General features: G+C 65.4%; 15 protein-coding genes and 1 tRNA gene. 5 read left to right on the plus strand and 11 right to left on the minus strand.

From position 1 onward, the window contains the following. Positions 1 to 224 (minus strand): helix-turn-helix domain-containing protein (locus C2847_RS00005; RefSeq protein WP_128415144.1); only part of this gene is annotated, 224 nt, incomplete at its 3' end. Positions 225 to 340: 116 nt separating this feature from the next. Between C2847_RS00005 and C2847_RS00010 the strand changes: the two genes are divergently transcribed. Next, positions 341 to 1,774 (plus strand): ATP cone domain-containing protein, encoded by a 1,434-nt coding sequence (locus tag C2847_RS00010; protein ID WP_164835586.1) that lies wholly within the window; start codon positions 341 to 343, stop codon positions 1,772 to 1,774. Continuing rightward, on the plus strand, positions 1,767 to 2,105 hold the full coding sequence (locus tag C2847_RS00015) for a hypothetical protein (RefSeq protein WP_105316574.1): 339 nt from the start codon (positions 1,767 to 1,769) through the stop codon (positions 2,103 to 2,105). The genes C2847_RS00010 and C2847_RS00015 overlap by 8 nt, the downstream gene beginning before the upstream one ends. On the opposite strand, the gene C2847_RS00020 is transcribed toward C2847_RS00015, so the two are convergent. From C2847_RS00020 to C2847_RS00040, 5 genes are all read right to left on the minus strand, one after another. Next, on the minus strand, positions 2,078 to 2,374 hold the full coding sequence (locus tag C2847_RS00020; protein ID WP_105316449.1) for a hypothetical protein: 297 nt from the start codon (positions 2,372 to 2,374) through the stop codon (positions 2,078 to 2,080). The genes C2847_RS00015 and C2847_RS00020 overlap by 28 nt on opposite strands. Next, a complete protein-coding gene (locus C2847_RS00025) occupies positions 2,374 to 2,688 on the minus strand; it encodes a hypothetical protein (protein ID WP_105316450.1) in 315 nt (104 codons plus the stop codon). The genes C2847_RS00020 and C2847_RS00025 overlap by 1 nt, the downstream gene beginning before the upstream one ends. 12 nt (positions 2,689 to 2,700) lie before the next feature. Next, positions 2,701 to 3,756, minus strand: a complete 1,056-nt coding sequence (thrC, locus tag C2847_RS00030; RefSeq protein WP_105316451.1) for a threonine synthase — start codon at positions 3,754 to 3,756, stop codon at positions 2,701 to 2,703. Between the two features lie 104 nt (positions 3,757 to 3,860). Continuing rightward, positions 3,861 to 4,421, minus strand: a complete 561-nt coding sequence (locus C2847_RS00035; protein WP_105316452.1) for a Uma2 family endonuclease — start codon at positions 4,419 to 4,421, stop codon at positions 3,861 to 3,863. Between the two features lie 4 nt (positions 4,422 to 4,425). Beyond that, a complete protein-coding gene (locus C2847_RS00040; RefSeq protein ID WP_105316453.1) occupies positions 4,426 to 5,424 on the minus strand; it encodes a homoserine dehydrogenase in 999 nt (332 codons plus the stop codon). A gap of 49 nt (positions 5,425 to 5,473) precedes the next feature. Between C2847_RS00040 and queG the strand changes: the two genes are divergently transcribed. Then, complete coding sequence (gene queG, locus C2847_RS00045) at positions 5,474 to 6,622, plus strand: tRNA epoxyqueuosine(34) reductase QueG (RefSeq protein ID WP_105316454.1); 1,149 nt, start codon at positions 5,474 to 5,476, stop codon at positions 6,620 to 6,622. On the opposite strand, the gene C2847_RS00050 is transcribed toward queG, so the two are convergent. Next, positions 6,530 to 7,234, minus strand: coding sequence for a metallophosphoesterase family protein (locus C2847_RS00050; protein WP_105316455.1), 705 nt, complete (start codon positions 7,232 to 7,234; stop codon positions 6,530 to 6,532). The two genes, queG and C2847_RS00050, sit on opposite strands and share 93 nt — an antisense overlap. A 70-nt stretch (positions 7,235 to 7,304) precedes the next feature. Between C2847_RS00050 and lnt the strand changes: the two genes are divergently transcribed. Together lnt and C2847_RS00060 are read left to right on the plus strand one after the other, a co-directional pair. Continuing rightward, positions 7,305 to 8,636, plus strand: a complete 1,332-nt coding sequence (gene lnt, locus C2847_RS00055) for an apolipoprotein N-acyltransferase (protein WP_105316456.1) — start codon at positions 7,305 to 7,307, stop codon at positions 8,634 to 8,636. After that, positions 8,615 to 8,701, plus strand: a tRNA-Leu gene (locus tag C2847_RS00060). Before lnt ends, C2847_RS00060 begins: the two co-directional genes overlap by 22 nt. 137 nt (positions 8,702 to 8,838) lie before the next feature. Here C2847_RS00060 and C2847_RS00065 read toward each other — a convergent pair. The 4 genes from C2847_RS00065 to C2847_RS00080 are packed head-to-tail and all read right to left on the minus strand — an operon-like array spanning position 8,839 to position 12,458. After that, positions 8,839 to 9,420, minus strand: a complete 582-nt coding sequence (locus C2847_RS00065; protein ID WP_105316457.1) for a DJ-1/PfpI family protein — start codon at positions 9,418 to 9,420, stop codon at positions 8,839 to 8,841. Positions 9,421 to 9,476: 56 nt separating this feature from the next. Continuing rightward, positions 9,477 to 10,229 carry a class I SAM-dependent methyltransferase gene (locus C2847_RS00070; protein ID WP_105316458.1) on the minus strand — a complete coding sequence of 251 codons (753 nt, stop codon included), beginning with the start codon at positions 10,227 to 10,229 and terminating at the stop codon, positions 9,477 to 9,479. Next, on the minus strand, positions 10,220 to 10,864 hold the full coding sequence (locus C2847_RS00075; RefSeq protein WP_105316459.1) for a class I SAM-dependent methyltransferase: 645 nt from the start codon (positions 10,862 to 10,864) through the stop codon (positions 10,220 to 10,222). The genes C2847_RS00070 and C2847_RS00075 overlap by 10 nt, the downstream gene beginning before the upstream one ends. Before the next feature lie 7 nt (positions 10,865 to 10,871). After that, positions 10,872 to 12,458: an alpha-amylase family glycosyl hydrolase gene (locus tag C2847_RS00080; protein WP_105316460.1), complete on the minus strand. Its 1,587-nt coding sequence runs from the start codon at positions 12,456 to 12,458 to the stop codon at positions 10,872 to 10,874. Positions 12,459 to 12,558 lie beyond the last annotated feature (100 nt).

A 12,558-nucleotide genomic window follows, 5' to 3' on the forward strand; every position in this document is an offset into this window, starting at 1 on the left:
CCCTTCTCCCTCAAAGCCCTTTCCCAACGGTAGTAAGTAGCCCGGCTGATGCCCAAAAGCTCCTGGACCTCATCCCGGCTCCTCTTGCCCTCCCGCAAGGCTTTCACCAACTTCACCTTGCGAAGGCGTTCCTGGACATCCGGGTCGCCCGCTCCGGCCTCGGCCAGAGTCTGCGCTTCCTTAGCTCCTCGCCATAGGTCTTTGCCAACCGTGGTAAGCTGCATAGGGGGAACCTCCGCAGGGTCGGTTCCCCATCTTTTTATCCCCTTCAGCGTCTCACATGTGTTTGTCCGGGTTCAGAAAGCCCCTTCCTGAAGGGAAGATGCTATGATGCCAGAGAGTGGCTGAGGTCTTTGTGCGCTTAAGGCGAGGCCGGTGGCCCCTTTCCAAAGGGCTTTTGGTGGAGGCCCTTCTGCCCTTGGGGGTGCCCCTCGAGGCCGCTCAGGCTGTGGCCCACACCGTGGAGGAGCGGCTCAAGGCGGAAGGGCAGTTGGCCGTGCCCCCTAGGGTCCTGCGCAAGGTCTTCCTGGAGGAGGTGGCCCGGGCCCTGGGGGAGGAGGTGGCGGGGAGGCTTTCCAGGCAGACCCTTCCCTTTGAGGAGATCCTGGTGCTCCAGGGAAGGAAGCGCCGTCCCTTTTCCAAAGGGCTTCTGGCGAGGAGCCTCGAGGAGGCGGGTTTTTCTTTGAAGGAAGCCCACGACCTGGCCAAGGAAGTGGAAGGCTACCTCAGGCAGGAAGGGGTCAGGCAGATCTCCGCCCGCCGCCTGGAGGAGGTGGTGGCCCAGGTGGTGGGCCGGGCCCTGGGCAAGGGGGCCAAGAGGCGCTACCTCCAGCGCCAGGCCTTCGCCGGGGAGCTTTTCGTGGAGGAGGAAAGCGGCGAACCCCGGATGCCTTTCTCCAAAGGCATCCTGGCCCAGTCCCTGATGAGCATTGGGTTCTCCCCCGAGCGGGCGTACCGGCTGGCCCGGGAGATGGAAAAGGCCCTGCGCCAGGAGGGGCGGAGGGTGATCCGGCGGAATGAGCTTCGGGAAAGGGTGTACCAGGCCCTTCTCAGGGAGGCGGGGGAGGAGGTGGCCAGGCGGTACTTGCTCCTTAGAAGCCTGAGGCGAAGTGCCCGCCCGGTGCACATCCTCATCGGTGGGGTAACCGGGGTGGGGAAGAGCGTGCTGGCCTCGGCCCTGGCCTACCGCTTGGGCATCACCCACATCGTTCCCTCCGATGCCGTGCGGGAGGTCTTCCGGGCCTCCCTTTCCCAGGACCTTCTTCCCACCCTGCACCTTTCCACCTTTGAGGCCTGGAAAGCCCTTCTGCCGGACCTGAGCGGGGAGGAAAGCCACGAGGAGCGGGTGATGCGGGGCTTTTTGGACCAGGTGGCCCGGGTGGCGGTGGGCCTTAGGGCCATCCAGGAACGAAGCGCCCTCGAGGGAACCTCCATCGTGCTGGAAGGGGTCCATGTGGTCCCCCGCTACCTGGACCATCCCTACCGGGACAGGGTGCTCACGGTTCCCATGCTGGTGGTGCTTCAGGACGAGAAGCTTCACCAGGACCGCTTTCTCCTTAGGGACCGGGAGACGGCCCATGCCCGGCCGCAGGAGAAATACCTCACCCACTTCGCCGAGATCCGCCTTATCCAGGACCACCTTCTCCGTTGGGCCCAGGAGGAAGGGGTTCCCGTCATCCCGGGTGAGGATCTGGACGAGGCGGTGGAGAAGGCCTTGGAGGTCCTGGTGGCCTACCTCGAGGCCCATGGCTCCCGGGAGGCGGCCCGTGCTTGAGGTGCTGGGGTTTTCCCTCCTCCTCTTCCTGGCCTTCCGCTGGCAGCACCGCCTTCCCCTCTGGGCCTTGGGGGTCTGGGTCAATCTCATCTGGTTTGTGTATCAAAACGAGCTGGGCTCGGGGTGGCTGGCCTACCTAAGGGGCCTGGGTGTAGGAATCTTCCTGGCTGCGGGGTACGGCAGGCCGGGATTGGCCTGGGCCCTCACCCCTTGGCCCCTCCTCCTCTACCTGCGCCTGGATGTCCGGGAACTCCTCCTTTACCTGCCGGCCCTGGGAGAGGGGATGCTCCTTGGAGCCCTCCTCTACTTGGCGGGCTTTCGCAAGCGGTAGACCAGGTAGGGAAGGCCTACCCCCAGGGCACCCCCTGTGAGGAAGGGGATGGGGTGGCCGAAGAGGAGCTGAAGGAGGAAGAGCAGGGCGTAAAGACCCACAAAGAAGGGCACGGGAAAAGGCTTCTCCCCATAGGCGACGCCCATGGTGCCCACGAAGAGGCCCACAGCTAGGGCCATTCCCTCCTGGTTGGGGCGTAGGAAGAGGAAGTAGGCGTAAGCGGCCACACCCAGGAGGGCCAGGCTTTGGGATAGGCGGTTAGGGTTCATCAGGTCCAGTTAAAGCGTTTGACCAGCACCTGGGAAAGGACCAGGGCCACCCCGCCCCAGGCCACCTGGGGCTCCTGCCCCAAAAAGCCCATGACCGCGGAGAAGACCCCCGCCACGAAAAAGAAGGGGACGTACTTAGGGTTTACGGTGAGGCCCAGGACGAAGGCCACTAGGAACCCCGCTATCCCGGGGGGAAGGGTGGCTCCCAGGACCATGAAGCAAAGCATGAGGGCGATGGTGATGGCCCCTGCCAGGTAGTAGGCTCCGGGGAAGGGTTCCTTGGGCTTTTTGGGGGTGCTTTTGACCTCGGACATGGCCCAAGCTTATCACACTAGTCCAGCAGCCTGGGCCACCGCCTCGAGGTTCGCCGGCACCGGGGGTAGAAGCTCGGCCACCTTTTCCGCCGTGGCCGGGTCCTTGAGGCCGTGGCCCGTGAGGGTGAGGACCACGGTGTTTCCCGGATCCAACCGGTCCTCCCTAAGGAGCTTCCATACCCCGGCCATGGCGGCGGCGGAGGCGGGCTCGCAGAAGATTCCTTCCTCCTGGGCCAGGTAGCGGTAGGCGAGGAGGATTTCCTCGTCTGTCACTGCCTCTATCGTCCCGCCGGATTCCTCCTTGGCCCGCATAGCCCCTTGCCAGCTGGCCGGGTTGCCGATGCGGATGGCGGTGGCCAGAGTTTCCGGCTTCTCCACGGGCCGCCCCAGGACCAAGGGAGCGGCGCCCGCTGCCTGGAAGCCCAGCATCCGGGGGAGGCGGCTCGCCTTGCCCAGGGCGTGGTATTCCCTATACCCCATCCAGTGGGCGGTGATGTTGCCGGCGTTGCCCACGGGCAGGGCGTGGTACTGGGGGGCATCCCCCAGCTCGTCCACCACCTCGAAGGCCAGGGTCTTCTGGCCTTCCAGGCGGTAGGGGTTCAAGGAGTTCACCAGGGCCACAGGATAGGCCTCGGTGAGGGCCTTGGTAAGGGCCAAGGCCTGGTCGAAGTTGCCTTCGATTTGGATAATCCGCGCCCCATGGACCAGGCTCTGGGCCACCTTGCCCAGGGCCACGTAGCCCGCGGGCAGGATGACGATGGCCCTTATTCCCGCACGAGCGGCGTAGGCGGCGGCGCTGGCGGCGGTGTTTCCCGTGCTGGCAGCCGCCACCGCCTTCGCTCCTTCCTCCACCGCCTTGGAAACCGCCAGGGTCATGCCCCGGTCCTTGAAGCTTCCCGTGGGGTTCAGCCCCTCGAACTTGGCATAGAGGCGTATGCCCCGTCTTTGGGCTTCCGCAGGGCCTTTTAAGGGTATCAAGGGGGTGGAGCCTTCCCAAAGGGAGATCACGGGCGTGTTCAGGGACACGGGAAGGTGGGCCCGGTACCGTTCGATGAGGGGAAGCCGCATGGGGATATGTTTCCCCCTAGGAGGCTAAGCCGTCAAGGGTCCCAGGTCTGCCCTACCGAAGCAAGGGCAGGGCCTTTCCCACGGCAAAGCGTGGGAGGATGGCCCTATAGAAAAAGTTCCTGGGCCTTTAGGGCAAAGCCAGGCAGCTCCGGGTCCAAGGGGACGGATTCCGGGTCCTGGTACCTCTCGGCCCTACCGGGACGGAAGACCTCCACCTGGTGGGCGTAGGGGTCCAGAAGCACCGCCAGGCGTACCCCCTGGGCCAGGTAAGCCTGCGCCTTTTGCCGGAGTTCCTCGAGGCTTTGGCTTCGGGAGCGGATCTCAAAGACGGCATCGGGGACCAAGGTGGGAAAGCCTTCCCGCTCTTCCGGGGATAGGGCCAACCAGCGGTGGCGGAGCACAAAGGCGGCGTCGGGGGAGAGCACGGCTCCGCTGGGAAACCGAAACCCGGTGCTCGAGCTAAAGAGGTACCCCAGGCCCTTTTCCTGGTTCCAGCGGTAAAGCTGGCCCAGAAGGAGGGCTTCCAGGTGGCCGCTTTCCCCCCCTACAGGCGACACGATAAGCCTCCCGTCTTCCCATCGCTCCAACTGCCAGCCGGGGTTTTGCGCCGAGAGCTGGCGCAGTTCCTCGTCGCTCACGGGGCGGAGGAGGTTCAGGAAGGGCACGCCCTTATTCTACCCCGGGGAAAGGGGTTCCCTCCTCCCTGGAAGGCGTTGGGGCCGGGGCGGGGAGGTGGCCCAGGTTTCCCGATAGGAGGCGGAAGAGATCCGCCAGAAGGCCGCTGGCCGTGGCCCCGCCCCCGGCCCCCGGCCCCGTAACAAAAACCTCGCCTAGGGGCCTTGCCCGCACCCACAGGATGTTGCCCTGGGCCCGGGCCAGCGGGTGGTCCTGGGGCAGCTGCCGGGGGGCCACCGCAGCCCGCCAGCGCCCCCCTTCCCCATAGAGACTTGCTACCAGACGCACCTTTTTCCCTTGGGACTGGGCTTCCTGGAGAAGTTCCGGGGTTAGGCGGGTGATGCCCTGGATTTGCACCTCCGAGAAAGGGAAGGCAGGGTCCACCAGGAGCCTGGCCAGAAGGGTGAGCTTGTGGGCGGCGTCGATGCCCTCCACGTCCAAGGTGGGGTCCGCCTCGGCGTAGCCCAGAGGCTGGGCCTCGAGGAGGGCTTCCTCATAGGTCCGTCCCCTTTCCATCTCCTGGAGGATGTAGAGGGTGGTGCCGTTCAGGATCCCGTGGAGCTCTAAAAGCTGGCTTCCCCTGAGGGTTTCCAAAAAGGATAGGGCCGGGGTGCCGGCCATGACGCTGGCCTCGTGATAGATGAGCCCTTCCTCGGCGAAGGGGCGCAAGGCCTCCCAGGCCTCCGCCAGAAGGGCCTTGTTGGCGGTGATGAGGGGGATACCCGCTTCCAGGGCCGGGCGGACCAAGCTGAGGGGGGCCTCCACCCCACCCATGGCCTCCACCGTCACGTCCGCCTGCAGGAGGTCCATGGGTTCGGTGTGTAGGAGTTCGTCAGGGATAGGCCTGGGCTTTGATCTATCCCGCACCAAGACCCCCAGAAACCGAGGGGAGAAGCCCAGGGCATGGAAGTCCTCGAGGCGCTCCTGGACCAGGGTGTAAAAGGCGCTACCCACGGTGCCTCCGCCCAGGAGGGCGATCTTTACCTCTTCCATGCCGGGGATTATACCGGTTTTCCCTGGCCCTTTGCCCTAAAGTGGGGCCGTGGAGCCCCGTGCGCTTCTAGAGGAAGCCCTTCGGGAGCGGGGGCTTTTCCATGCCTGGGCTCCCCTGGCCTTACCGGAGGAGGCGGAGGGCCGCTTCCGGCGCTTCCTGACCGAGGGACGGCACGGGGGAATGGCCTATTTGGAGCGGGGCGTGGAGGCTCGTTTCCACCCGGAGCACCGCTTTCCCTGGGCGCGGAGCGCCCTGGTGGTCTTCGCCCCCTACGCCTACCCTGACCCCGGGGTGCCCAAAGGGGGAGTCCGGGTGGGCCGGGTGGCCCGGTATGCCTGGGTGCGGGACTACCACCTGGTTCTGGGGGAGGAGGTGAAGGCCCTCGAGGCCCTGGCCAGAAGCATGGGGATCGAGGCCAAGGGTTACGTGGACCACGGGCCCCTCCCCGAGCGCACCCTGGCGGCCCTTACGGGGGTGGGCTGGATAGGGAAAAGCGGCATGTTCCTCTCGCCGACCTTTGGCGTGCATGCCCTTATTGGTGTCCTCCTCACCTCGTTGGAGGTGGAGGTTTCCCCTCCGCACCCAAACCGCTGTGGGCGCTGTACCCGTTGCCTGGCCTCCTGTCCCACGGGGGCCCTTCTGGGGGATGGCACCTTGGACGCCCGGGTGTGCGTGAGCTACCTTACCGTGGAGCACAAGGGGTTTATCCCGCCGGAGGTTTGGCCGGGGATAGGGGAGTGGCTTTTGGGGTGCGACCTCTGCCAGGAGGTCTGCCCCTGGGAGCGGTTTGGCCGGGTGTGGCGGGGTTTTAGGCCGGAGCCGGAGCTGGCCCACCCGGACCTAACCGAGTTCTTTCGCCTCTCGGGAAGGGCGTTCCAAAGGAGGTACGGGGATACGGCCTTCGCCCGCCCGGGAAGGGCCCGCATGGCTCGGAATGCCCTTATCGTATTGAGCAGTCTAGGCCTTGGGAAAGAACTCATGGCGGTGGCGGCCAAAGACCCCCATCCCCTGGTGCGCCGCACGGCCCTCCATGCCCTTTACCGGGCTGGCTTGGGGATTGAGGAGTTTCTAAGGGATCCCGATGAAGGGATTCGGGCCGAGGCCTCAGTCCTCCTTGGGGAAGTGCCCCGTGCGGTAGACCTTTTCCAGAACCGGAGGGAGTCCCCAAGCCCTGAGGTCAAAGATGAGGGGACCTAGGTCGTAGGGCACCTTGAGGAAGCGGACCTCGAGGGTCTCCGTGTCCAGGATCATGGCATCGGCCCCGGGTTCTCCACTTAAGGAGAGGCCCACGCTTCCCGGATCTGCCACCAGGCCCAGGCCCACCCGGCGGGATAGGGGAAGGTGCCGGCCTCCCAGGAGGAGGGTGGCGGCGCCGTAGCGCTCCAGATGGGGCAGGAGCTGGTTGGCGGGGCCCAGGAGGTCCAGGTGGCTTTCGGGGTTACCAGGGGTGCCGTGGAAGGCCACCAGCCGGTTTCCCCCGTAAACTTTCCGGTGGGAAAGCCTTAGAGAGCGGAGGTAGTCCAGTTCCCTTTCCGAAAGCTGGGACCGGGTCCACGCCAGGGTGGCCTTGCCCACTCCCTCGGGCAGGGTGCCCGGCAGAGGGTAGGCTACCCTTAAGTCCCAGGCCCCGGCGATGGCGGGAAGCCCCTCCTTGATGAGGCGGCCGATGACCTGTTTGGGGTGGGGGCCGTAGCCCACCAGGTCCCCGAGCACCAGGATCTCGTCCACGCCTTCATCCCGCAGGGCCTCGAGGGCCGCTTCCAGGGCCGGCAGGTTGGCGTGGATATCGGAAAGGACCCCTAGCCGCATGGGTTCATTTTCCCACGCAACTTGGGAAAGACCTGTGAAAGAACCTGGGCCTACCCCTTATGTTAAAAGGGTGCGGCCCTTCCTCCTCGGCCTCCTCCTGGCCCTCACCTTGCCTCCTTTCCCTTTCGGCTTTTTCGCCCCTGTGGTCCTGGCCTTTCTCCTTCAAGGGGGTTTCCGCACGGGCTTCCTCATGGGCCTGGGGTTTTGGGGTTTGCACCTCATCTGGCTTCCCCAAAGCTTCGCCCAGCTCTTTGGCCCCCTAGGGGCCCTGCCCTTCCTTCCCCTGGTGCTTCTCAAGGCCCTTTCCTTTGGCCTCCTCTTCGCCCTCACCCCCACGCCCCTGGCCCGGGTGGGGGGGTGGGTGGCGCTGGAGTGGCTCACGGAGCAAGGGGATCTGGCCTTTCCCTGGGGGTTCTTGGGCTACAGCCTGGTAGAGGCCCCGGGGCGGGTGCTGGCCGCTTGGGGCGGGGTGTACCTCCTTTCCCTCTTGGTCCTGGTTTTGGCCTGGGGTCTGAGCGAGAGGCGCTACTGGCTCCTTCTGCCCTGGGGGGCCCTCTGGCTTTTTCCCTTACCCCCGGTTACCGGTGGGGAAAGGGCCCTTTTGGTTCAGGGCAACATCAACCCCTTGGCCAAGGTCCAGGGGGAGCTGGGCGAGGAGGTCTACCTCCGCCTCACGCAGGAGGGCTTGCAAAGGCATCCCGAGGCCCGGTTGGTGGTCTGGCCAGAGACGGCGGTCTGGCAGATCCCGGGAGGCATAGACCACCTCTTAGAGGGCCGGTTCCTCCTCACGGGTCTCAACCTCTATGGCCCCAACCGGGCGGTCCTTTACCAAGACGGAAGGACGCTGGGCCATTACGACAAGGTGCGCCTGGTGCCTTTCGGGGAGCGTTTTCCCTTCCGGGAGACCCTGGGAGGGGTGTACGGGTTTTTCTTCCAGGCCTTTGGCCTAGGGGATCTGGCGGACCGTACGCCAGGGGACCGGCTGGCGCCCCTCGGCCCTTATGGGACCATGATCTGCTACGAATCCGCCTTTCCCTCCGTGGCCCGCACCTTGGTTCGGGAGGGGGCGGGGGTGCTGGTCCTTCTCACCAACGATGCCTGGTATGGTCCTTCCTTTGGCGGCAAGCAGCACTTCGCCCTGGGGCGGCTTAGGGCGGTGGAAACGGGGCGCTGGCTCTTACGGGCGGGAAACGACGGCATCACCGCCAGCATAGACCCCTATGGCCGGGTGGTGGCCCAGATTCCCCCACACCAGGAGGGGTACCTCCTGGCTCCCTACGGCTTGAAGGAGGGCCGTACCCTTTACGTCCGCTACGGGGACTGGGCGGTGGGGGTGGCGTTGACGCTTTTCCTCTTGGGCCTTATCCTTAGGATGCGCGCGCCGGGGTGGCGGAACCGGTAGACGCGGCAGACTCAAAATCTGCTGTCCGCAAGGACGTGCGGGTTCGAGTCCCGCCCCCGGCACCAAAGGGGCCAGGCCGGAAGGGCCTGGCCCTCAGGCTTTTTATACCACCCTAGCTTGCGCCAGGGTGGGGGCCCCGGAAAGGACCTCCGGTAGGCGTCATCTCGTGGGGGCTTAGAGAACGAGACCAGAGGAAAGGGTATTACACCCCCTCTACCCGCACCCTCAGGACCTCCAAAAACCGGGCCAACCAGACGGGGTGCGCGGGCCAGGCGGGAGCGGTGACCAGGTTGCCGTCCACCACCGCTTGGTCCACCGGCACCTCCTCGTAATGGGCCCCGGCCAGGGTGAGCTCTGGGCCTACCGCAGGGTAAGCGGTGGCTTTCCGCCCTTGCATGACCCCGGCGGCTGTGAGCACCTGAAGGCCGTGGCAGATGGCGGCCACGGGTTTGTTGGCTTCAAAAAAATGGCGGACGATCTCCAGCACCCGGGGTTCCCGACGGATGTACTCCGGGGCCCGCCCACCAGGGACCACCAGGGCGTCGTAGTGGGCAGGGTCCACCTCGTCGAAGGTGTAGTTCAGGGTGAAGTTGTGGCCGGGCTTTTCCGAGTAGGTCTGGTCCCCCTCGAAGTCGTGCACCGCGGTGCGGATCCGCTGGCCGGAGCGCTTGCCTGGGCAGACGGCGTGCACCTCAAAGCCCAGCATCTTCAGGGCTTGGAAGGGCACCATGACCTCATAATCCTCCACGAAATCCCCTACCAGGAACAGGATCTTGCGGGCCATACCCCACCTCCTTGCCTCGAGGGCCATTCCCAGTCTATCCCCTTCCTTGTGCTTCCTCAAGGGTGGTTTTCCCAAAGGGCGAGGGTATAGCCTTCCTCTTGGGTGACCTGGGGAGAGCTTCCCACGGCTTCCTGAAAGAGGGCCCGTAGCCTTTCTGCGGAAAATCTGCGTTCTAGGGGAGGCCCTTCGTCTTCTTGGCGGAAGGGCCATTCCAGAACCACCACCCGCCGGGCCACCCGGGCCGCCTCCTTTAGGGCGGGGATGGGGTCCAGGTGATGCAGGCTTAGGCCGAAGAAGGCCAGGTCGAAGCTCTGGTGGGGGAAGGGGAGGCTTTCCGCTCGGGCTTCCAGGAAGCGGGCCTCCCTCACCTTGGCCCGGGCCACCTCGAGGCGGTCGGACCTGGGGTCTACCCCTACGGTAAAGAGGCCCAGGGAGGCGAAGGCCTCGGCGAAGACCCCGGTCCCCGTGCCGATGTCGAGGGCGCTATGGGCGGCCAGGCCCTCCAAGGCTTTTTGGGCTATTTCCAAAGGGGGAAAACGCCCTAGGCGCTCGGGTTTGCGGAAAGGGTCCCTGGCCTCGCAGGCGTTGGTGAAAAGGGCCCACATCACCGTGGCTCCCTCCGCCGCGGCGGCTTTGAAGGCCGCCTCGAGGGCCCGGAAGACCGCCTCCTCTTCCCCGGAAAGCTCCGTATGGGTGGGGTGGGTACGGTAGTCTACCCCGCTTCCCTCCAGGGCCAAAAGGGCCTTTTCCACTGCCCGGTAGTCCCCCTGCAGGAGGGGGTAGAGGGCGAAGAGGACCTTCACCGCCATCTCCCCAAGTATAGGGCGCCCCGGTTTCCTGCCCGCCGGCCTGCCTCGTCTGCTTCGGCGAAGGGGGGCTTGGCCTCAGGGGCCAGGAAGACCGCTTCCCCTTCCGCCTCCGGCGGGCCCAGGAGGTCTTTCAGGTCCTCGCGGGTGAGGAAACGGGCCTGGGCCCATGGGAGAACGCCCTTTTCCCCGAGCCTCCGGTACAAGGCTGCCCAGGGGGAGAGGGCCTCGAGGATCCCCACCAAAAGGCCTCCCCCGGGCTTCAGGACCCTTCTGGCCTCAACGAGGGCTTTCTCCACGTTCTCCACGAACTCCAGTACGGTGAAGAGGAGGACCACGTCAAAGCTTTGCCCGGGGAAGGGGAGGGCCTCTGCCCGCCCTTCTACCCACGTGGCTTCCGGTACCCTCCTTCGCCCCACCTGGAGCATGGCTAAGGAGGGTTCCAGCCCCACCTTTCGGGCATAGGGAAGGCGCTTAAGCCAGTAGCCGGTTCCCGCTCCCACCTCGAGGAGGCTTTCCCCTGAGGGGAGGAGGGTCCTCAGGGTCTTTTCCTCCTCGGCGATGGCAAAGGCCCCCAGGGGGGTCTCGTACCAGGCCTCGTAGCCCTCGGCTAGGGTCGCAAAGGGATCTTCCCGCATCCTGGCCCTAGCTTAGTCGCACCACCACCCCCTCAACCGGGCGCAAGCGCAGGGTCTCCCCCACGGCCTCTTCCCGGTCCAGATGGGTGGAGAGGACCACCCAGCCCTGTTGCGGTAACTCCAAGACCCTTTCCCGGTCCGTGAAGTTTAGGGCGACGAGGAGGCCTTTCCCTCGCAGGTAGGCGTAGAGGCCGTTTCTCGCCCAATAGGTGCGGTAGGGGCCGAAGAGGAGCTCGGGGTCTTGGCGAAGGCGGATGAGGCGTTTCACCAGATGGAGCATGGATTTCGGATCCTTCTCCTGGGCGGCCACGTTTCGCACCGTCCAGTCGGGGTTTAGGGGAAGCCAGGGCTCCACCGTGGAGAAACCGGCGTGGGGGGAGGTATCCCAGGGCATGGGAGTGCGCTCCGGGTCCCGGCCCAGGCTGTGGTAGCCCGCAGGGACGCGGTCCTTCTGCCTCAGGGCGGCGGGGTCTTGCACCCTATCTGGGGGGATTTCCCCGTTGGGCAAGGCCAACTCGTCCCCGTAGTACCAGGTGGGTGTGCCCCGTAGGGTGAATAGGAGCATGGCGGCCACCCGGGCCTGGACCTCCCCGAGCCTCGAGGCCAGCCGGGGCTGGTCGTGGTTGCCCAGAACCCAGTTGGGCCAGTCCCAGGGGGTGAGGAGGCTTTCGTACGCCTCCACGATGCGGGCAATGTTCTCGGGCCGCCAATCGGGGAGGCCCTGGGTGATCAGGCTGAAGTTGAAGGGGAGGTGGCACCCCGCCCGGTAGTAGCGCACCAGGCGGTGGAGGGGAAGGTAGATCTCTCCCACCATGACCCGCTCCTGTCCGGGCTGGCTGAACTCGTCTAAGACGTAGCGCATTTCGCGCACGTAGGCGTAGGTGTCCGGTTGGTCCTCCGTGAAGAGGTGGTCGTGGCGGAGGCGGTCGGGATGCCCGGGCCGCCACTCGGGGTTTCCCGGCTCATCCCGGAAGAGTGGGTCCTTGGCCAAAAGCCAAAGGACGTCCACCCGAAAGCCATCCACCCCCCGCCTAAGCCAGAAGCGCATGGCCTCGTGGATGGCCTCCCGCACCTCAGGGTTTTGCCAGTTGAGGTCGGGTTGCTCAGGCAGGAAGAGGTGGAGGTAGTACTGGCCGGTGCCCTCATCCAGGGTCCAGGCGGGGCCTCCGAAGAAGCTCTGCCAGTTGTTGGGAGGGCCGCCATCCGGGGCCGGGTCTTTCCAGATGTACCAGTTCCGCTTGGGGTTATCCCGGGAGCTGCGGGACTCCAGGAACCAGGGGTGCTGGTCTGAGGTGTGGTTGGGCACCAGGTCGATGAGGACCTTGAGGCCCAGGGCGTGGGCCTCCTTTAGGAGGCGGTCGAAGTCCTCCAGGGTTCCGAAGATGGGATCCACGTCGCAGTAGTCGGCCACGTCATAGCCGAAGTCCTTCATGGGGCTTTTGTAAAAGGGGGAGAGCCAGATGGTCCCCACTCCCAGGTCCTTCAGGTAGGGAAGCCTCCTGCGGATCCCCTCCAGGTCGCCGATGCCGTCCCCGTTGGTGTCCTGGAAGCTTCGCGGATAGATCTGGTAGATCACGGTTTCCTTCCACCACATGCAAGGAGTCTACACCCGGACAGGCCGGGTATGGAAGGGCTTCCAGAAGGGGCACCCTACTGATCGTGCACGCGATCCAAAAAAGATTTTCTCTTCCGGG

It is taken from the genome of Thermus tenuipuniceus, from assembly GCF_002964845.1.
Classification (GTDB): domain Bacteria; phylum Deinococcota; class Deinococci; order Deinococcales; family Thermaceae; genus Thermus; species Thermus tenuipuniceus.

Bases quoted from the DNA above. Each gene is read 5' to 3' on its own strand.
- C2847_RS00020 (WP_105316449.1), bottom strand. From the start codon at position 2,374: ATGAACCCTAACCGCCTATCCCAAAGCCTGGCCCTCCTGGGTGTGGCC.
- C2847_RS00025 (WP_105316450.1), bottom strand. From the start codon at position 2,688: ATGTCCGAGGTCAAAAGCACCCCCAAAAAGCCCAAGGAACCCTTCCCC.
- thrC (WP_105316451.1), bottom strand. From the start codon at position 3,756: ATGCGGCTTCCCCTCATCGAACGGTACCGGGCCCACCTTCCCGTGTCC.
- C2847_RS00040 (WP_105316453.1), bottom strand. From the start codon at position 5,424: ATGGAAGAGGTAAAGATCGCCCTCCTGGGCGGAGGCACCGTGGGTAGC.
- C2847_RS00050 (WP_105316455.1), bottom strand. From the start codon at position 7,234: ATGCGGCTAGGGGTCCTTTCCGATATCCACGCCAACCTGCCGGCCCTG.
- C2847_RS00065 (WP_105316457.1), bottom strand. From the start codon at position 9,420: ATGGCCCGCAAGATCCTGTTCCTGGTAGGGGATTTCGTGGAGGATTAT.
- C2847_RS00070 (WP_105316458.1), bottom strand. From the start codon at position 10,229: ATGGCGGTGAAGGTCCTCTTCGCCCTCTACCCCCTCCTGCAGGGGGAC.
- C2847_RS00075 (WP_105316459.1), bottom strand. From the start codon at position 10,864: ATGCGGGAAGATCCCTTTGCGACCCTAGCCGAGGGCTACGAGGCCTGG.
- C2847_RS00080 (WP_105316460.1), bottom strand. From the start codon at position 12,458: ATGTGGTGGAAGGAAACCGTGATCTACCAGATCTATCCGCGAAGCTTC.